Below are 18,543 nucleotides of genomic sequence, written 5' to 3'. Positions count from 1 at the left end.
ATGTCAGCCGAAGAAGACCCCGACCTCCTCGTACAGCTTCGGGTCGACCGTCTTCAGCTTGGCCGTGGCCTCGGAGATCGGCACCCGGACGATGTCCGTGCCGCGCAGGGCGACCATCTTGCCGAAGTCGCCGTCGCGGACCGCCTCGATGGCGTGCAGACCGAAGCGGGTGGCGAGCCAGCGGTCGAAGGCACTGGGTGTACCGCCGCGCTGGACGTGCCCGAGCACGGTCGTGCGGGCCTCCTTGCCGGTGCGCCGCTCGATCTCCTTCGCCAGCCACTCGCCGACGCCCGACAGCCGGACGTGCCCGAACGAGTCCAGGGACCCGTCCTTGAGCACCACGTCGCCGTCCTTCGGCATCGCGCCCTCGGCCACCACCACGATCGGCGCGTACGAGGCCTTGAAGCGGGACGTCACCCAGGCGCAGACCTGGTCGACGCCGAAGCGCTGCTCGGGGATGAGGATGACATTGGCCCCGCCGGCCAGCCCCGAGTGGAGGGCGATCCAGCCCGCGTGACGGCCCATCACCTCGACCACGAGCACCCGCATGTGGGACTCCGCCGTCGTGTGCAGGCGGTCGATCGCCTCGGTCGCGATGTTGACGGCGGTGTCGAAACCGAAGGTGTAGTCCGTGGCGGACAGGTCGTTGTCGATGGTCTTCGGTACGCCGACGACATGGACCCCGTACTCGTCGGCCAGACGCGCCGCGACGCCCAGGGTGTCCTCGCCGCCGATCGCGATGAGCGCGTCGACCTCCTCCTTGGCGAGGTTCTCCTTGATACGCCGGATTCCGTTCTCCTGCTTGAGCGGATTGGTGCGCGAGGAGCCGAGAATCGTCCCGCCACGGGGCAGGATGCCGCGCACCGCCGGGATGTCCAGCCGTACGGTGTCGCCTTCGAGGGGGCCCCGCCATCCGTCCCGGAAGCCGACGAAGTCGTAGCCGTACTCCTGCACGCCCTTGCGCACGACGCCCCGGATGACGGCGTTGAGCCCGGGGCAGTCGCCGCCTCCGGTCAGTACTCCGACCCGCATGGAAATGTCCCTTCGCCGCGGTTGCCTGATGCGGGTCACGCTAATGGTGACGCACGTCACTTCGGCATGGCGCGGCCGGTCAATTCCGGTGAAATGTCAGCTGGTTGATCACCGTAAATCCACTCGAAAGTGGTATGCCACAGCAATGGTTCACTCGGCGTCGAGCCCCTGCTCGATCGCGTACCGCACCAGTTCCACCCTGTTGTGCAGCTGGAGCTTGCCCAGGGTGTTCTGGACGTGGTTCTGCACGGTGCGGTGCGAGATGACCAGGCGCTCGGCGATCTGCTTGTAGCCCAGTCCCTTGGCGACCAGCCGGAGCACCTCGGTCTCCCGGTCGGTCAGCCGCGGCGCCTTCGGTTCGTCGGCGCCGGTGGCGGGGGCGGGCTCCGAGGCGAGGCGGCGGTACTCGCCGAGGACCAGACCCGCGAGGCCCGGGGTGAACACCGGGTCGCCGACCGCGGTGCGGCGCACCGCGTCGATCAGCTCCTCCGTGGACGCCGACTTCAGCAGATAGCCCGTCGCACCCGACTTCACCGCCTCCAGCACGTCCGCGTGCTCGCCACTCGCCGACAGCACGAGGACCCGCAGCGCCGGGTCGGCGCCGACGAGCTCCTTGCAGACCTGCACGCCCGGCTTCACCGGCAGGTTCAGGTCCAGGACGAGCACATCGGGCGCGGCCGCCCGGGCGCGGCGCACCGCCTGGTCGCCGTCGCCCGCCGTGGCGACCACGTCGAAGCCTGACTCGGCCAGGTCGCGCGCGACGGCGTCCCGCCACATGGGATGGTCGTCTACCACCATGACCTTGATCGGGTCCCGCCGTTCGCCGGCCGTGTCCGCCGTCATCGCCCCGCCGCCTGTCGCACGGCGCCGGCCGGGCCGGGGAGCGGCGCCGCTCCGTGCGGCACCGTCGCGTCTCCTGCGGAACGCGGGCCCGGCGGCCGGCCGTCGGACATCGCCTCCCGGACCGGTCCCCGGCCCGGCTGCGCTCCCGTCATCGCTGCTCCGCCTTCCCCCGTGACCCCTGCGGGTCCTTCACGGCCTTCGGTACCTTCAGTTCCACTTCCGTGCCCTGGCCCGGGACCGAGATCACCTCGGCCGTGCCGCCGATGTCGCGCAGCCGGCCGCGGATCGACTGGGCGACCCCCAGCCGCCCCTCTCCCTCCGCCTCGGCGAGCCGCCCCTCCGGGATGCCGGGGCCGTCGTCCCGTACGGTCACCACGATCCCGTCCAGCTCGTCCTCGACCAGGATCCAGGCGTGCGCCCCGTCCCCCGCGTGCCTGCGGACATTGTCCAGGGCGGCACCGACGGCGGCGGTCAGTTCACGGGCGGCGGCGCGGGGAAGCGGTACCGGCACGCCGGGTCCGGAGAGGGTCACCCGGGCACCGGCGTGCGGGGCGAGCAACGAGAGCAGGTCGACGGGGCCCTCCTCGGCGGCCGGCTCCTCGACCGCACGGACGACCGCGCCCAGCGCCGCGTCCTCCGACACGCGGGAGACCGGCACGAGTCCCGTGGAGACCAGGGTGCGCAGCGCGACCTCCTGCTCACCGGCCAGCCGGCCCAGCTCGGCGGCCTCACCGCCGAGCGCGGAGCCGCGCCGCTGCACCATGGCGAGCACCTGGAGCACGCCGTCGTGGATGTCCCGGGCCAGCCGCTCCCGCTCGCGGGTCGCGGCCTCGATCTCCAGGGCCCGGGCGAGGGTGCGCTCGGAGGCACGGGCGACCTCGACGACGTATCCGATCCCGATGGAGGCGACCCAGACGAGGACCACGTTGTGGACGGTGTCGCGGGCCGGGGCACCGCGCTCGATCAGGTTCGCCGCGGCGACCGGTGTGGAGGCGAGGCCCGCCCACCGCCAGCCGCCCTTGATCGCGTACGCCAGGACGGATCCGGCGGTCCAGATCGAGGGCAGGGTGGGGCCGCCCGAGACGATCCGCTCGTGCGTCGCGGCGAGCGGCGTCAGGAGGATGCCGGTGAGCGCGATGGCGAGGTCGGCGGCGAGGAACCGCTTGGTGCAGCTCGCCGCGTTCGCGACCCTGGGGAGCGTGGCGAGTGTCCACACGCAGAGCACGACGTAGTACGCGATCGCCAGCCAGGGCCGGGCGAACGCACTGTACGCGGTCGCGAAAAGCCCGATCGCATAGACCATCGTCAGGACCCGGTACGCCGTGAGCGCGCGCCACAGCGGCTGCTCGACCGACATACTGATGACCCGCTCGCGCTTGGCCACGTCCCCCACCCCCGAGCCGTACGGACGGCGTTACGAGCCCGCCGGTTCCTTCCCGGCCGCCTTCTCCGCGTCCTTCTGCGCCTGTTCGGATTCCTTGTGCGCCTGCTTCTCCGCCTTCGCCGCCTCCGCGATCTGCCGCTTGGCGGCGGTCGCGTACATGTCGACGTACTCCTGGCCGGAGAGCTTCATGATCTCGTACATGACCTCGTCGGTCACCGCGCGCAGGACGAAACGGTCCTGCTCCATGCCCTGGTAGCGGCGGAAGTCGAGCGGCTTGCCGATACGGATGCCCGGGCGCATCAGCTTGGGCATGACCTTCCCCGGCGGCTGGATCTTCTCCGTGCCGATCATGGCGACCGGGAGGACGGGCGCGCCGGTGGCGAGCGCCACGCGCGCCAGGCCGCCGGGCTTGCCCCGGTAGAGGCGGCCGTCGGGCGAGCGCGTGCCCTCCGGATAGATACCGAACAGTTCGCCGCGCTCCAGCACCTCGATACCGCTCTTGATGGCGGCCTCGCCCGCGCCGCGCGCGCCGGAGCGGTCGACGGGCAGCTGTCCGACGCCCTTGAAGAAGGCGGCGGTCAGCCGGCCCTTCACCCCGGGCGTGGTGAAGTACTCGGCCTTGGCGATGAAGGTGACCTTGCGGTCGAGCATCACGGGCAGGAAGAACGAGTCCGAGAAGGACAGGTGATTGCTCGCGAGGATCGCGGGGCCCTCGGCGGGAACATTCTCGAGGCCTTCCACCCAGGGCCGGAAGGCGAGCTTCAGCGGCCCCCCGATGGCTACCTTCATCGCGCCGTACAACAACCGAGTGCCTCCTGTGTCTGTCGAAGAGACCATAACGCGCCCGGTCGGCAAAGAGGCCGACGGCCCTGGTCGGTGTCAGTGCCGTCGCGTACGGTGAAGTACCTGCAATCGACGTGCCCAGCCCCTTTACATGAACAGGAGACCGACGTGCCGGTCCTCCCTGGAGCCGAGCCGTACCGCCATGACGGCGGGGAGGTCGGCGTCCTCTTCTGCCACGGCTTCACCGGTTCCCCGCAGTCGCTGCGCCCGTGGGCCGAGTATCTCGCCGAGCGCGGCCTCTCCGTGTCGGTGCCGCTGCTGCCCGGGCACGGCACGCGCTGGGAGGACATGCAGCTCACCGGCTGGCCGGACTGGTACGCGGAGGTGGACCGCGAGCTGCGGGCCCTGCGCGAGCGCTGTGCTCAGGTCTTCGTGGCCGGCCTGTCCATGGGCGGCGCCCTCGCCCTGCGCCTCGCCGCCAAGTACGGGGACGCCATCAGCGGCGTCGCCATGGTCAATCCGGCGAACAAGGTGCACGGACTGACCGCGTACGCGCTGCCGGTGGCCCGCCACCTCGTGCGGTCGACGCCGGGGATCGCCAGCGACATCGCCAAGGAAGGCAGCGAGGAGCTGGGATACGACAGGGTGCCCCTGCACGCGGCGTACTCCCTGCGGAACTTCTTCCGTATCGTCGACGGAGAGCTCCCTCAGGTCACCCAGCCGCTGCTGCTTCTGCACAGCCCGCAGGACCATGTGGTCCCGCCGGCCGACTCGGCGCGGATCCTGAGCCGGGTCTCCTCCACGGACGTGCGGGAGATCCTGCTGGAACAGAGCTACCACGTGGCGACGTTGGACAACGACGCGGACCGGATCTTCGAGGAGACCCACGCGTTCATCGGCCGGCTCGCGCCCAGTCTCGGCAAGGAAGGGACGGCCGCAGGTGGCTGAGCACGACTCCGACCGCGAGGACCGCGAGCCGGACGAGAAGGGTGTGCCCTTCGACGAGGAGGCCGCCTGGGCGGCGATCGTCGCGGGGTACGGCGAGGAGCCGGCGGACCCGCCGGGCAGCAAGCCGTACAAGCCGGTCGAGGACCTGGCGCTGCCCGACTGGGAGCCGGACGGCGCCAGGAACGACGACGCGCCGAAGGAGAAGCCGGCCAAGCCGCTGGGCAGCTCGATCTCCTTCGCACCGGGCGTCGGCCCGCGCGACTACACCCCGCCCGAGCCCTCCGAGGACGACTTCGACGAGGACGACGAGGGCCATTTCGTCCCGCCGGAGCCGCCGCCGCTGCCCACGGCGGACACGACGGCGAAGTTCGCCTGGCTCGGGGTGATCGGCGGCCCGGTCGTGCTCCTGCTGGCGGTGCTGCTCGGCTGGGACATGACGTGGTGGCTCACCACGGTCGGCGTCGGCGGCTTCCTCGGCGGCTTCGCGACCCTGGTGGTGCGGATGAAGACGGGCGACGAGGAGGACGACGACCCGGGGCGGGGCGCGGTCGTCTGACCGGCCTACGACGCGGAAACCCTGAGGGCGGCCAGGACCGGGAAGTGGTCCGTGGCCGCCCTCAGGTCCGTCTGCGTCACCCCCGGGTGGCCGAGGGGGACACCGCAGCCGAGGACCTCGACGCCGCCCGTGGCAAAGATCGCGTCGATGCGCTGACAGGGGTCGCCGGGCGTCCAGGTGTACTCGTCGCCCCACGGGGCGGTGGCCCAGCCGTCCTGGAGGTCCGTCGCCAGGCGCTTGAAGGTGGGCCCGTCCGGGCGCTCGTTGAGGTCGCCGCCCGCGATCACGTGCTCGACGCCCAGCCCGGCCAGCCGGTCGAGCAGCATGCCGCCCTGGGCGTACCGCTCCTCGCGCTCCAGGCTGAGGTGGAAGCTGACCACGCCGAGGCGGGCGCCGCCGAACCGCACGACGGCGGTCGAGAAGCCCCTCCGGTGCAGTCCGGGGGTGAGGGGCAGCAGCACGTCCTCGGTGCGCTCGACCGTGGCGCGCAGCGAGCAGAGAATCGCCGGTCCGGCCGCGGTGCCGCCGCCGGAGAGGACCACCAGGCCGGAGGCTGCGGCGAGCCGGGCGAGCTTCTTGCGCCAGCGGAAGAAACGCGGGGCCTCCTGGACGAGCACCAGGTCGGGCGCGCAGGCGCTGATCACCCGGGCGAGCGCGTCGGTGTCGTCACGCATCGAGCGGATGTTGTAGCCGAGAACCCTCAAGACGGCAGAACCGTCGGGTTCGGTTTGGGAGTTGGGCAGCAGCGGGGTCGAGGACGCCATGCCGGTCAACATACGCCCAACCGCCGAGCGCATACCGAGGGGTATTGGCGAGTGAGCCGAGGTGCGCGACGGTGTCGAGAGCCCTTGGGCCCCTCCCACGCAAGCGAAGGGGAACGTGGGGGAACGCGGAGACCCGAAGGCTCAGCGCGCTCGGGCTCTCGACACCGGCTGCGCCCCGGAGACCGACCGAGGCGCGAAAACAAGGGGGGTGACCGCTACATGATCGGGTCGGGCTCCCGGGCCAGGTCCGCGGCGCCCACCAGGCCCGCCTCGTTGCCCAGCTGGGCCGCGATCACCTGGGCGACCGGGCGCCAGTTGCCGCCGACCAGCCAGCGCTTGTACGACTTACGGATCGGGTCGAGGACCAGCTCGCCCTCGTCGGAGAGACCGCCGCCCACGATGAACGCGGAGGGGTCGAACAGGGAGGCCAGGTCGGCGAGGCCGGCGCCGGCCCAGCGGGCCAGCTCGCGGTAGGAGTCCACGGCCACCGGGTCGCCCTGACGGGCGGCCATCGAGATGTGCTTGCCCTCTATGCCGTCGGGGGTGCCGTCACCGAGCGACAGCAGCAGTTCGGCGTTCTCGGGGGTGGCGTTGGCACGCTGCTTCGCGTACCGGACGAGGGCGCGGCCGGAGGCGTACTGCTCCCAGCAGCCCTGCGAACCGCAGCCGCACAGCAGGCCGTCCGGGACCATCCGGATGTGGCCGAACTCGGCGGCCACGCCGAAGTGGCCGCGGCGGAGCTTGTTGCCGATGATGATGCCGCCGCCGAGGCCGGTGCCCAGCGTGATGCAGATGACGTTGCGATGGCCCTTGCCCGCGCCGAACTTGTACTCGCCCCACGCGGCCGCGTTCGCGTCGTTCTCGACGACCACCGGGAGGCCCACGCGGGCCTCGACCTTCTGCTTCAGCGGCTCCTGCCGCCAGTCGATGTTCGGCGCGAAGTAGACCATGGAGCGCTGGCGGTTGACGTATCCGGCGGCGCCGATCCCGACGCCGACGATCTCATGTCCGGCACGGGCGCCCTCGACGGCAGCGGCAATCGCGTCCACGATGCCGTCGGGCGTGCCCGGGGTCGGCACCTTGTGGGTCGAGAGGATGTTGCCTTCCTCGTCGACCACACCGGCCGCGATCTTCGTGCCGCCGATGTCGACGCCGATGGTGAGTCCCATGAATCCCTCAGTTTCGGTCGAGCCCCGCTACGGCCCACCGTACCCGAGGGGGCTGAGGGGCGGCGGATCGCTCCTGGCAGCAGGGGCCTTCGGCCCCGTCCCCGTCGGGACTAGTCCAGGTCGATGCGCTCCCCCGGACCTTGGTCGTCGCCCGGCCCGCGGGGGTCGAAGTCCTCGGAGGTGCCGCCGGTCCATCGCCTCTCGTGGCCCTCGACGGCGGACCGGTAGGCGGCGAGCAGCTCCGAGCCGGCCGCGGCGAGGTGGTCGAAGACCGCAGGGTTGCGTTCTATGACGGGTTCCACGGCGGCCTTGGCCTGCTGCACCACCTGCTGCACCACCTGCTGGGCCGCTCCCGAGGCCGCGGCGCCGAACAGCGGCGTCTGCAGCCCGGACAGCTTCTCCGCGACGGCGTCGACGAGCTTGCGCAGTTCCTCGGCGGCCGAGCCGGGCGGCGTGCCGTACCGGGCACGGCGGCGGGCCTTCTCCGCGGCGAGGTCCTCGGCGCACGCCGTCGCCCAGGCGTCGGCATCGGTCGCGGCTTCCCGCTGCGCACCGGCAGGGGGGACGACCGTCTCGTCGGCGGCCCCCTGGTGAGCGGCGTCGGACGTGGGGCGCTCTTCGCTCATGGCGGACTCCTGACTGCGGTTCGTACTCCCGACGTTACCCGAACGGCGGTACCCGTCTCACCATGTACCGGCCCGCTTCCGGCGCCCCGGGCCGGGGGCAGGTCAGCCGAGGCGCGGCCACAGCTCCGGGTCGGGAACGAAGCGGATCCGCAGCTCGCCCTCGCGCAGGGCCGCCCCGGCCACCGTGCAGCGGCGCAGGGCGGAGGGAAGCGGAACGATCCGGCGGAAGGGTCCGGCGGACACCACGAGTTCGTCGCCGCGGCGGACAAGATCCAGTTCGTCCCGTATGGCGCCCGGCAGCGGGATGTGCCACACCAGCACTCCGTCCTCGGCGAGCCGGTCCGCCACCAGCCACTCGACCGGGGCGGGTGCCTCGTTGACGGCGGGCACGCCCAGGTCGGCGAGGTCGTCGGCGCCGCGCGGGTCGCGGCCGAGATGCGGAACGCCGTGAACGCCCTGGAGACCGTACGTCCCCTGCCACTCCTCCAATGCCTTGCGCTGCTGGGCGACGGCACCCGCGAGCCAGGCGTCGTGTCCGGTGTCGGGCAGGACCCGGTTCGCGATCAGCAGTTCGGGGCGCAGGGCGCGCAGGGCGAGGCCGGTGACCGCGGCGCGGAGGGTGTCGGCGCCGGCCGGCCCCGGCTCGGCCACCAGCCGCACGCTGGTGGCGCGGTCGGCGACGACGGCCTCGACGGCGGCCAGCTCCACGTCCCAGCGGGCGGCCGCCTCGTACAGCCACTCGGCGGGCATCGGGACACCCGCGAGACGGCCGAGGACGGGGCGCAGGGCACGGGCGGCCTGCCGCTCCGGCGGGAGCACACGGCGCAGATAGCGGCGGAGCTCCTCGGGGAGGGCGAGCAGGACGAGGGCCTGCGGTACGGGGGGCAGGTCGACGACGAGGAGGTCGTACACCTCGGAGAGGGCGGCGTCGCGCAGGGCGCGCAGGAGGGCGAGTTCCTCGGCGCCGGGCAGCGGGGTGACCTCCTCGGCGTCCAGCCGGGCGGCACCGAGGAGGTCGAGCACTCCGGCCGCGCGGTCCTGGAAGGCGAGGAGATCGTCCCGGAAGCGGGCGGCGGCGTCGGGACGCCAGGCGCTCAGTCCGGGGGCGGCTTCGACGGGGGTGGCGCCGGTCGGGACGCCGAGCACGGCACCGAGGGTGTCTGTGCGGTCCGCGCTGAGGACGAGGGTGCGCGTGCCCTTGCGGGCGGCGTCCAGCGCGGTGGCCGCGGCGACGGTGGTCCGGCCGGAGCCGCCGGAGCCGGTGATCAGGATGGTGCGCATGAGCGTGAACGGTACCGGGGCCCGGCCGACGGGTCGGGCAGGGACATCGGCGAGCCTCGAGTCACGGAGCGGCCGGGGTCACGCGGACGGCTACTTGACGTCCCCGGTCTCCACCCGCTTCTTCAACCCCGCCAGTGCCCGGTCGATGATGACCTTCTCGGCCTTGCGCTTGATCATGCCGAGCATCGGGATCTTGACGTCCACGGTGAGCTGGTACGTCACCTCGGTGCCGCCCGGGCCCGCCGGCTTCAGAAGGTACGAGCCGTCCAGGGAGCGCAGCATCTGGGACTTGACCAGGGTCCAGGAGACCTCGCGCTCGCCCGTCCACGTGTAGGCGAGCGTCTGGTCGTCCTTGATCGCGCCCGCGTCCATCACCAGGCGTACCTGCTCGGCACGGCCCTGCGCGTCCGTCGCGAGGACCTCGGCCTCCTTCACCTCACCCGTCCAGTCCGGGTAGCGCGCGAAGTCGGCGATCACCCGCATGACGTCGGCCGCGGCCGCCTCGATCGTGATGCTCGAGCTGGTGTGTTCGGCCATCGCCGTGGCTCCTCCAGATGCGGTCCGGTGAGGGAGGGTGAAGTGCACGTGCGCACGTGTGTGCAGCGTGAAGGCTACCGCGCGCGCGCCGCGCCGCTACCACCCCACCTGCCCGTGAGCCACCAGCCCGTCGCCCCGGAGCGGACGCCGCCCGCGCGCCCCTCACCACTCCAGCGCCCAGGGCCTCCCACTGCCGGCGAAATGCCCCACGTTCACGCACTCCGTCCTCCCGATCCGCATCCGCCGCACCAGCGGCTGGTGGACATGGCCGAAGAGCGAGTAGCGCGGGCGCGTGCGGCGGATGGCGTCCAGCAGGGCGCGGCTGCCGCGCTCGAAGCGGCGCGCCACCGTGTCGTACACCAGCTCGGGAACCTCCGGCGGAATGTGGGTGCACAGCACGTCCACCTCGCCGAGCGCCTCGATCTTCGCCGCGTACTCCTCGTCGCCGATCTCGTACGGGGTCCGCATGGGGGTGCGCAGGCCCCCGCCGACGAAGCCGAAGGTCCAGCCGCCGATCTCCACTCGCTCACCGTCCAGGACGGTCGTACCCGGCTGGGCGTACTCGGACCAGAGAGGCGGTATATCGACATTGCCGTAGGTGGCGTACGTCGGCGTCGGGAACGCCGCGAACAACTCGGTGTACTGCCTGCGGACCGCCTTCTCGATGACCGCGGCGCGGTCCGTGCCGATACCGGCCCACAGGTGCGCACCGAAGGCCCGGGCCTCCGCGAAGCGGCGGGCTGTGCGCAGTTCGACGATGCGGTCGGCGTTCTCCACGCCGAACAGATCGGGGAAGATGCCGCGCGAGTGGTCGGCGTAGTCGAGGAAGAGGACCAGGTCACCCAGGCAGATCAGCGCGTCCGCCCCGTCGCCGGCTCTCGTCAGGTCACGCGCGTTGCCGTGCACGTCGCTGACCACGTGAACGCGCGTCCTTCGGTTACCGCCCGGTGTGGGTGCCATGGCGATCAAGGGTAAAGGTGTGCGGCAAACGTGAACAGTGGCGGCCGGACCTGCGATTACTGGCCAGTCAAGAAGTGCGTGGACTACTGTGCGCGAAGGAACGCCAACCCGTGTGACGCACGGAACATCTCGTCGGGCCCCCCTGTCGGAGAGGCCATACCGACGGGTAACGTCCGGGCAGTCCAGTCGTGCTCAGGATTTCAACCATCCTTGGGAGAACCCTGCGCACCTGACCGAGCCTTGGACCGCACCGTCGCAGCACACACCGTCGTGGCGTCGGCGCCCTATGAGGAGCAGCAGTCTTGCGCGAGTTCAGCCTTCCGGCTTTGTACGAGGTCCCTGCGGACGGCAATCTGACCGACATCGTCCGTAGAAACGCCGCGCAGCATCCCGACGTCGCCGTCATCGCCCGCAAGGTGGCCGGTGCCTGGCAGGACGTCACCGCAACCGTCTTCCTCGCCGAGGTGCGCGCCGCGGCGAAGGGGCTCATCGCCTCCGGAGTGCAGCCGGGCGACCGGGTGGGTCTGATGTCCAGGACCCGCTACGAGTGGACGCTGCTCGACTTCGCCATCTGGAGCGCCGGCGCGATCACCGTGCCGGTCTACGAGACCAGCTCTCCGGAGCAGGTGGAGTGGATCCTGAGCGACTCGGGCGCCACCGCCTGCGTGGTCGAGCTGGACGCGCACGCCGCGACGGTCGAGGCCGTGCGCGACCGGCTGCCCGCACTCAAGCACGTCTGGCAGATCGAGCCCGGAGGCGTCGAGGAACTGGGGCGTGCCGGGAAGGACGTCAGCGACGCCACGGTCGACGAGCGCAGCTCGCTCGCCAAGGCCGACGACCCGGCGACCATCGTCTACACCAGCGGCACCACCGGGCGCCCCAAGGGTTGTGTGCTCACCCACCGCAACTTCTTCGCCGAGTGCGGCAACATCGTCGAGCGGCTGCGCCCCCTCTTCCGCACCGGCGAGTGCTCCGTGCTCCTCTTCCTGCCGCTCGCGCATGTCTTCGGACGTCTGGTGCAGATCGCGCCCATGATGGCGCCCATCAAGCTGGGCAACGCCCCGGACATCAAGCACCTCACCGACGAACTCGCCGCCTTCCGGCCGACGTTGATCCTCGGTGTGCCGCGCGTCTTCGAGAAGGTCTACAACTCGGCGCGCGCCAAGGCGCAGGCGGACGGCAAGGGCAAGATCTTCGACAAGGCCGCCGACACCGCCATCGCCTACAGCAAGGCGCTGGACACCCCGTCGGGCCCGTCCTTCGGTCTGAAGATCAAGCACAAGACGTTCGACAAGCTCGTCTACAGCAAGCTGCGCGCGGTGCTCGGCGGCCGCGGCGAGTACGCCATCTCCGGAGGTGCCCCGCTCGGCGAGCGCCTCGGCCACTTCTTCCGCGGGATGGGCTTCACGGTCCTGGAGGGCTACGGCCTGACCGAGACCTGTGCCGCGACGGCGTTCAACCCCTGGGACCGGCAGAAGATCGGCACGGTCGGCCAGCCGCTGCCGGGCTCCGTCATCCGCATCGCGGACGACGGCGAGGTGCTGCTGCACGGCGAGCACGTGTTCAGGGAGTACTGGAACAACGAGACCGCCACCGCGGAGGCGCTGGCCGACGGCTGGTTCCACACGGGCGACATAGGCACCCTCGACGAGGACGGCTACCTCCGGATCACCGGCCGCAAGAAGGAGATCATCGTCACCGCGGGCGGCAAGAACGTGGCCCCGGCCGTGATCGAGGACCGCATCAGGGCGCATGCACTCGTCGCGGAGTGCATGGTGGTGGGCGACGGGCGGCCCTTCGTGGGCGCGCTGATCACCGTCGACGAGGAGTTCCTGGGCCGCTGGGCCGCCGAGCACGGCAAGCCGGCGGGCTCCACCGCGGCGTCGCTGCGTGACGACCAGGATCTGCTCGCGGCGATCCAGGACGCGGTCGACGACGGCAACGCCGCGGTGTCGAAGGCGGAATCGGTGCGGAAGTTCCGCATTCTCCCCTCCCAGTTCACCGAGGAGTCGGGCCACCTCACGCCGTCCTTGAAGCTCAAGCGCAACGTGGTGGCCAAGGACTACGCGGACGAGATCGAGGCCATCTACCGGAAGTAGGGGGCCTATGCCCTCACGTCATGACGCGGTGTCCTCGGCGAGGACCCGCGTCATGGTGCGTTCGGCGAGCGCCGTGATGGTGAGGAAGGGGTTGACACCGATGGACCCGGGCACGAGGGAGCCGTCGGTGACGTACAGCTTGGAGTACCCCTTCACCCGGCCGTAGTCGTCGGTCGCCCGGCCGAGGACGCAGCCGCCGAGCGGGTGGTACGTGAAGTCGTCGGCGAAGACCTTGCTGCCCGTGCCGAAGAGGTCGTACCGGTAGATGGTGGCGTTGGCGTAGTTGATCCGGTCGAACAGTTTCTTCGCCATGCTCACGGAGACGGCGCTCTGCGCGGCGGTCCAGCCGAGTTTCGCGGCATCCGTCACCGGGTCGTAGGTGAACGAAGCCCGCTGCTGGTTCTTGGTGATCGCGAGGTAGAGGCTCACCCAGTGCTCGAGACCGGTGGGCAGCGGGGCGATCTCGGCGAAGACGGGGTTGTCGGTGTTGGCCCAGTCGTCGATGCCCATGACGGGGATGGTGGACTCGTTGGCGCCGACCGTGTCCCAGAGGTGGTTGGCGCGGCCGAGCATCACATTGCCGTTCGTCCCCCAGCCGCTGCCGACGCTCGGGTCGAGGGCGGGCAGGGCGCCCGTCTCCCGGGCACGCAGCAGCAGTTCGGTGGTGCCGAGGCTCCCGGCGCCGAGGAAGAGGTACGTGCAGGAGTACTCCTTGGTCTCCACGACGGCGCCGGTGGTGTCGATCCGGTCCGCGGTGAGCAGATACGACCCGTCGCCCGCCCGCCGTATCTCCCTGACCCGCTCAAGGGTGTTGATGGTGACCTGGCCGGTGCCGAGCGCGGAGGCCAGGTAGGTCCTGTCGAGGCTGCGCTTGCCGTGGTTGTTGCCGTAGATGACCTCGCCGGCCAGGGCGGACTTGGTGGCGGTGCCGGCGGCCTCGCGCTGCATGTACGCGAAGTCGTAGACGTTCGGCACGAAGGTGGTCTTCAGACCGGCGTTGGCGGCGGCCTTCCGGGAGGTGCGGGCGAAGCGGTACCACTCCGTCGCCTCGAACCAGGCGGGATCGACGGTGTTGACGCCCAGCATGGAGCAGGCCCGGGGGAAGTACGTGGCGTACATCTCGGTGGCGTCGACGGTGGGGAACTGCTCGCTGAAGTAGGACTGGAGGGGTGTGACGGCCATGCCGCCGTTGACGAGGGAGCCGCCGCCGACGCCCCGTCCCACGTACACGGACATATGGTCGAAGTGCACACGGTCCAGGACGCCGGGATAGCTACCGATGTCCTTGTTGACGACGTCCAGCCACAGGAAGGTGGCGAGCGGCGCCTCGGTGCGGGTGCGGAACCACATGGACCGCTGGTCCGGAGCGCTGGTGGAGCAGAAGACCTTGCCGTCGGGGCCCGGAGTGTTCCACAGGCGGCCCATCTCCAGCACGAGGGTGCGGATACCGGCCTGGCCGAGGCGGAGGGCCGCCACGGCGCCGCCGTAGCCGGAGCCGACGACGATCGCCGGGGCGGATTCGACCGCGTCGGGCTCGGCGGCCCGGGCGGACTGGAGGCCGATTCGGGTGAATCCGAGGGCGGCCGCCGTCTGGAGGGCGGCCATCCCAAGGATTTGACGTCTCGTCAGGTGATGGTGCGTCAGTTTTCCTGTCATGCACGCAGCATCGGCGGATTTCCGGCTTCCGGCTAGGGGTTTCGGCGGTTCTGGGCACCCCGGCCGGGCCGCGGGGAACTGCGCCCGCTACAGCAGTTCCCTGAGCCTGTCCGCCAGCAGGTCCCAGCGCCACTTCTCCTCGACCCACCGCCGGCCCCGCTCGCCCATGCGGCGGCGCAGCTCCGGGTCGCCCAGGAGGGTGATGACGCGGTCCGCGGTGTCCTCCACCGAACTGCCGCGGACCACCCACCCGGTCTCGCCGTCCAGGACCGCGTCGGGGGCGCCGCCCGAGTCGCCGGCGACCACCGGGAGGCCGGTCGCGGAGGCCTCCAGGTAGACGATGCCGAGGCCCTCCACGTCCAGGCCGCCCCGGCGGGTGCGGCACGGCATCGCGAAGACGTCGCCCGCCCCGTAGTGCGCGGGCAGCTCCGACCACGGGACGGCGCCCGTGAAGCGGACCGCGTCGGCGACACCGGTCTCGGACGCGAGCCTGCGCAGGTCTCTCCCGTAGGGACCACCGCCGACGATCAGCAGGACCGCCTCGGGCTCCTTGGCCAGGATGCGCGGCATCGCCCGGATCAGGGTGTCCTGGCCCTTGCGCGGGACCAGCCGGGAGACGCAGACCACCACCGGGCGGTCCGTGAGGCCCAGGCGGGCGCGGACCTCGTCGCCGCCCGATGCGGGATGGAAGGTCTCCTCGTCGACGCCGGGGGGCAGCTGCACCATCCGTCCGGCCGCCTGCGGCGTCAGCGCGGACGCTATCCGCGAACGCGTGTACTCGCCCAGGTAGGTGATCGTGTCCGTGGATTCACCGATACGGCGCAACAGGCCGCGCGCGGTCGGAAGTTGGGCCCACCCCGCCTCATGGCCGTGCGTGGTCGCCACCAGCCGCTGCGCCCCGGCGCGCCGCAGCGCAGGCGCCATCAGGCCGAGCGGCGCCGCCGCACCGAACCACACCGCCGTACAGCCGTGCTCCCGCAGCAGTCCCACCGCGCGGCGGGTCGCACCCGGCGTCGGAAGCAGCATCGTGGTCCGGTCCCGTACGACGGTGAACGGCTGCTCCGCGTCGAAGGCGGCCGTCGCCCGGGCGCCCTCGTCGCCCCGCTTCCAGGTGGAGGCGTAGACGACGAGCCGCTCGGGGTCCAGGCGCAGCGCCATGTTGTGCAGGAACGCCTGGATACCGCCCGGGCGGGGCGGAAAGTCGTTGGTCACGATCAGGGTCTTGTGCATCGTCGTCGACAGTACCGAACCGGATGTGCGACCGTACTCACAGCTCCGTACGGCCGCGCTTCATGGCACCCGCACGGTGCGCCGGGAGATCATGGCCCCGCACGGCAGAGCGACACGGAACGCGCGAGGACAGGGGCTCATGGACATGGCGGGCACGCGGCGGTTCCCGGTGTGGCTGCTCGTCACCTGGAGTCTGACCAGGCTGGTCCTGCTCCTGTTCGTCTTCAAGGTGTTCATCTTCCCGGGGCCGGACGTCACCAGCGACGTCTCGGTGATCTACCAGGGCTGGTACGACACCCTGAGCACCGGCACCTTCCCGCGCAACGACGTCACCTGGCAGTACCCGCCCGCCGCCGCGCTCGCCATCCTCTCCCCCGCGCTGCTGCCCTTCCTGGACTACGCGCACGCCTTCTACGTCCTCGCCTTCCTCGCCGACCTCGTGGTCCTGTGCCTGCTGCTGTACGCGGGCCAGCGGCCCGGCAAGATCATGCGCGGCGCCTGGGTGTGGGTGGTCGGGGTCGCTCTGCTCGGTCCCACCGTGTACGCCCGCTACGACGTGATGGTGACGGCGGTGGCCGTCGCCGCGCTCCTGGCCGGTACGCGCCGCCCCCGGCTGATGGGGGCGCTCATCGCCGCGGGGGCGCTGCTGAAGGTGTGGCCCGCGCTGCTGCTGGCCGGCACCCTCAAACGCTGGGCCTGGCTCTCCGCGGCGGCGGCGGCCCTCGCGCTCGCCGGGGTCTTCGCCCTGACGATGCCCGGGGCCTTCTCCTTCCTGGGCTTCCAGCGCAACCGCGGCACTGAGGTCGAGTCGCTGGGCTCGCTGGTCTTCCACGTGGGCCGGCACTTCGGCTGGCGGGGCCAGGTGGCACTGAACTACGGCTCGGTGGAGTTCCTCGGCCCCTATGTGGACTGGGTCAGCGCGGCGGCCCTCTTCCTGACCGTGATCGCCTTCGGTTGGCTGCTGCTGTGGCGGGCGAGCGTCCGCCGTACGTCGCCGCACACGCTCGCGGACGCGGGCTTCGTGGCGGTGCTGCTGTTCACGGTCACCAGCCGGGTCATCAGCCCGCAGTACATGGTGTGGCTGGTCGGTGTCGCCGCGGTCTGCCTGAGCTTCCGCGCCAGCCGGATGACGCTGCCCTGCGGGCTGGTGCTGGCCGCCTGTCTGGCCACCGTCCTGGAGTTCCCGCTCTGGTTCGGCCACGTCGTCGCCAGCGACCGGCAGGGTGTCACGATGCTGTTGCTGCGCAACGGCCTGCTGGTGCTCGCCACGCTGACCGCCGCCCGGCAGCTGTGGCACGACACGGTCTCCCGCCCGGCCCCGACCGTGCCGCCTCAGGCCACCCGCACCCAGGAGACACTCGCACCCTCCTGACGGCGGGCCAGCCGAAGCAGCACACCGCACTGCAACGCCATGGCGACGGCGAGGGCAAGGCAGATCCCCGGCAGTCCCAGCCCGGACAGAGCGCGGGCGAGCGGCAGTTGCACCGCCGTGCCGAGCAGCGTCACACGCAGCAGCAGGGGTGCGCCGCCGCTTCCCTCGAAGACCCCGCCGAGCGCGATGAAGCAGGCCGTCAGCAGCAGGTAGGGGCCGACGCAGCGCAGAAAGAGCACCCCGTCGTGTGCCACGGCCGGGCCGGCTCCGAATGCGCGCATGATCCAGGGCGCGAGGAACCCCAGCAGTGCCGCCGCGGCTGCCCCCACCGCCCCCGACAGGAGCACGGCCTGCCGGCCGATGGCCCTTCGCTGCTCCCGTCCTGCGCCCCGGGCATGTGCGGTGTGGATGGCGGCGGCCTGCCGCACCGCGTAGAAGGCCATCGTCGCGATGTACATGACCTTGTAGGCGATCGCATAGGCGGCCACGGCCGTCACCCCGAGCCGGGCCACGATCGCGACGAGGACGAGAGTCCCGGTCTGCCGCACGGTGAAGTCGGCGGACATCGGCACACCGGCCCTCAGCGTGTGCCGCAGGGCCGCCGCGGTGGGCTGCGCGGGCGGGGCGCTTCTCGCCTCCCGGAGCTGGGCGTTGTGGCGCAAGGCGCGCAGCCCGGCCGCGAGGGCGACGCAGCGGCACACCACCGTCGATACGGCGGCGCCCCGGATGCCGTAGGTGTGGATGAACAGCGGGTCGCAGACCAGGATCAACCCGTTGGCGAGAAGCGCGAGGCGCATCGGCGTGCGGGTGTCGCCGGTGCCTTTGAGGATGCCGTCGACCAGTTGCTGGACGAAGAAGACGGCGATCCCCGGCAGGGAGACGGCGAAGTAGCCGACGGCGAGGGGCAGCGCGGGACCGTCGCCGCCCAGGACCGACCGGGCCAGTGGCTCGCGCAGAAGGAACCCGCCGGTCGCGACGAGCGGGGTGACCACCGCGCACAGCGCCCACCCACCGCGCACCGCCGCCCCGACCGCTCCCGGGTTCCCGGCGCCCCGCGCGTGGGCGACCAGGACGGTCGTGCCGGACGCGAACACGAGGGCGATGCCGAGCAGCACGTTCTCCGTGTTGGTCGCGACGGCGACCGCTGCCACGGCCGGACCGCCGTGGCGGGAGACCCAGACGGTGTTGATGATTCCGGCGGCCACGGAGGCGAGCAGGGAGAAGTAGACGGGGTGTGCGAGCGCTATGAGGTGCCTGCGGTGCGAGTTCACGGCCGACGTCCTGCCTCTCGATTCGAGTTACC

The 18,543-nt window shown here is 71.5% G+C and carries 17 protein-coding genes; 4 read left to right on the top strand and 13 right to left on the bottom strand.

Annotated features, from left to right (window positions below; genetic code table 11):
- Window positions 1-3: 3 nt before the first annotated feature.
- The 4 genes from ABZ904_RS05960 to ABZ904_RS05945 all read right to left on the bottom strand — a co-directional run bounded on the left by ABZ904_RS05960 (window position 4) and on the right by ABZ904_RS05945 (window position 4,048).
- Window positions 4-1,032 carry a 6-phosphofructokinase gene (locus tag ABZ904_RS05960; RefSeq protein WP_359389071.1) on the bottom strand — a complete coding sequence of 343 codons (1,029 nt, stop codon included), beginning with the start codon at window positions 1,030-1,032 and terminating at the stop codon, window positions 4-6.
- Window positions 1,033-1,182: 150 nt separating this feature from the next.
- Window positions 1,183-1,875, bottom strand: a complete 693-nt coding sequence (locus tag ABZ904_RS05955) for a response regulator transcription factor (RefSeq protein WP_359389068.1) — start codon at window positions 1,873-1,875, stop codon at window positions 1,183-1,185.
- 148 nt (window positions 1,876-2,023) lie between these two features.
- A complete protein-coding gene (locus ABZ904_RS05950) occupies window positions 2,024-3,259 on the bottom strand; it encodes a DUF5931 domain-containing protein (RefSeq protein WP_361821414.1) in 1,236 nt (411 codons plus the stop codon).
- 30 nt (window positions 3,260-3,289) lie between these two features.
- Entirely contained in the window at window positions 3,290-4,048 is a 759-nt protein-coding gene (locus ABZ904_RS05945) for a lysophospholipid acyltransferase family protein (protein WP_359389062.1), read from the bottom strand.
- A 162-nt stretch (window positions 4,049-4,210) separates the two neighbouring features.
- Between ABZ904_RS05945 and ABZ904_RS05940 the strand changes: the two genes are divergently transcribed.
- Together ABZ904_RS05940 and ABZ904_RS05935 are read left to right on the top strand one after the other, a co-directional pair.
- Window positions 4,211-4,990 (top strand): alpha/beta fold hydrolase, encoded by a 780-nt coding sequence (locus tag ABZ904_RS05940; RefSeq protein ID WP_361821411.1) that lies wholly within the window; start codon window positions 4,211-4,213, stop codon window positions 4,988-4,990.
- Window positions 4,983-5,546 carry a hypothetical protein gene (locus ABZ904_RS05935; protein WP_359389057.1) on the top strand — a complete coding sequence of 188 codons (564 nt, stop codon included), beginning with the start codon at window positions 4,983-4,985 and terminating at the stop codon, window positions 5,544-5,546. The genes ABZ904_RS05940 and ABZ904_RS05935 overlap by 8 nt, the downstream gene beginning before the upstream one ends.
- 5 nt (window positions 5,547-5,551) lie before the next feature.
- On the opposite strand, the gene ABZ904_RS05930 is transcribed toward ABZ904_RS05935, so the two are convergent.
- The 6 genes from ABZ904_RS05930 to ABZ904_RS05905 all read right to left on the bottom strand — a co-directional run bounded on the left by ABZ904_RS05930 (window position 5,552) and on the right by ABZ904_RS05905 (window position 10,883).
- A complete protein-coding gene (locus tag ABZ904_RS05930; protein ID WP_361821408.1) occupies window positions 5,552-6,310 on the bottom strand; it encodes an endonuclease/exonuclease/phosphatase family protein in 759 nt (252 codons plus the stop codon).
- A gap of 215 nt (window positions 6,311-6,525) precedes the next feature.
- A complete protein-coding gene (locus ABZ904_RS05925) occupies window positions 6,526-7,479 on the bottom strand; it encodes an ROK family glucokinase (RefSeq protein WP_359389052.1) in 954 nt (317 codons plus the stop codon).
- Between the two features lie 110 nt (window positions 7,480-7,589).
- A complete protein-coding gene (locus ABZ904_RS05920) occupies window positions 7,590-8,105 on the bottom strand; it encodes a DUF5304 domain-containing protein (protein WP_359389049.1) in 516 nt (171 codons plus the stop codon).
- A gap of 102 nt (window positions 8,106-8,207) precedes the next feature.
- Window positions 8,208-9,386 carry an ArsA-related P-loop ATPase gene (locus tag ABZ904_RS05915; protein WP_359389046.1) on the bottom strand — a complete coding sequence of 393 codons (1,179 nt, stop codon included), beginning with the start codon at window positions 9,384-9,386 and terminating at the stop codon, window positions 8,208-8,210.
- A 90-nt stretch (window positions 9,387-9,476) separates the two neighbouring features.
- Complete coding sequence (locus ABZ904_RS05910; protein ID WP_359389043.1) at window positions 9,477-9,923, bottom strand: SRPBCC family protein; 447 nt, start codon at window positions 9,921-9,923, stop codon at window positions 9,477-9,479.
- Window positions 9,924-10,085: 162 nt separating this feature from the next.
- Window positions 10,086-10,883, bottom strand: a complete 798-nt coding sequence (locus ABZ904_RS05905; RefSeq protein WP_359389040.1) for a metallophosphoesterase — start codon at window positions 10,881-10,883, stop codon at window positions 10,086-10,088.
- A 302-nt stretch (window positions 10,884-11,185) separates the two neighbouring features.
- Between ABZ904_RS05905 and ABZ904_RS05900 the strand changes: the two genes are divergently transcribed.
- A complete protein-coding gene (locus ABZ904_RS05900; protein ID WP_360989146.1) occupies window positions 11,186-12,982 on the top strand; it encodes an AMP-binding protein in 1,797 nt (598 codons plus the stop codon).
- Between the two features lie 18 nt (window positions 12,983-13,000).
- Here ABZ904_RS05900 and ABZ904_RS05895 read toward each other — a convergent pair whose 3' ends face one another.
- Both ABZ904_RS05895 and ABZ904_RS05890 read right to left on the bottom strand, forming a co-directional pair.
- On the bottom strand, window positions 13,001-14,587 hold the full coding sequence (locus ABZ904_RS05895; protein ID WP_359389034.1) for a GMC oxidoreductase: 1,587 nt from the start codon (window positions 14,585-14,587) through the stop codon (window positions 13,001-13,003).
- A gap of 138 nt (window positions 14,588-14,725) precedes the next feature.
- Window positions 14,726-15,868: a glycosyltransferase family 4 protein gene (locus ABZ904_RS05890; RefSeq protein WP_360989142.1), complete on the bottom strand. Its 1,143-nt coding sequence runs from the start codon at window positions 15,866-15,868 to the stop codon at window positions 14,726-14,728.
- 139 nt (window positions 15,869-16,007) lie between these two features.
- Here ABZ904_RS05890 and ABZ904_RS05885 point away from each other — a divergent pair, with 139 nt between their 5' ends.
- Window positions 16,008-17,240, top strand: a complete 1,233-nt coding sequence (locus ABZ904_RS05885) for a glycosyltransferase family 87 protein (RefSeq protein ID WP_360989463.1) — start codon at window positions 16,008-16,010, stop codon at window positions 17,238-17,240.
- On the opposite strand, the gene ABZ904_RS05880 is transcribed toward ABZ904_RS05885, so the two are convergent.
- The gene (locus ABZ904_RS05880; protein WP_361821401.1) at window positions 17,201-18,511 is read right to left on the bottom strand and encodes an MATE family efflux transporter; all 1,311 of its coding nucleotides are present in this window, start codon (window positions 18,509-18,511) and stop codon (window positions 17,201-17,203) included. The genes ABZ904_RS05885 and ABZ904_RS05880 overlap by 40 nt on opposite strands.
- Window positions 18,512-18,543: the final 32 nt, after the last annotated feature.

The sequence above is a fragment of the Streptomyces sp. NPDC046900 genome (assembly GCF_040644975.1).
Classification (GTDB): domain Bacteria; phylum Actinomycetota; class Actinomycetes; order Streptomycetales; family Streptomycetaceae; genus Streptomyces.
Note: the sequence above shows the minus strand (reverse complement) of the source record. Positions and strands in the feature narration are given on the sequence as shown.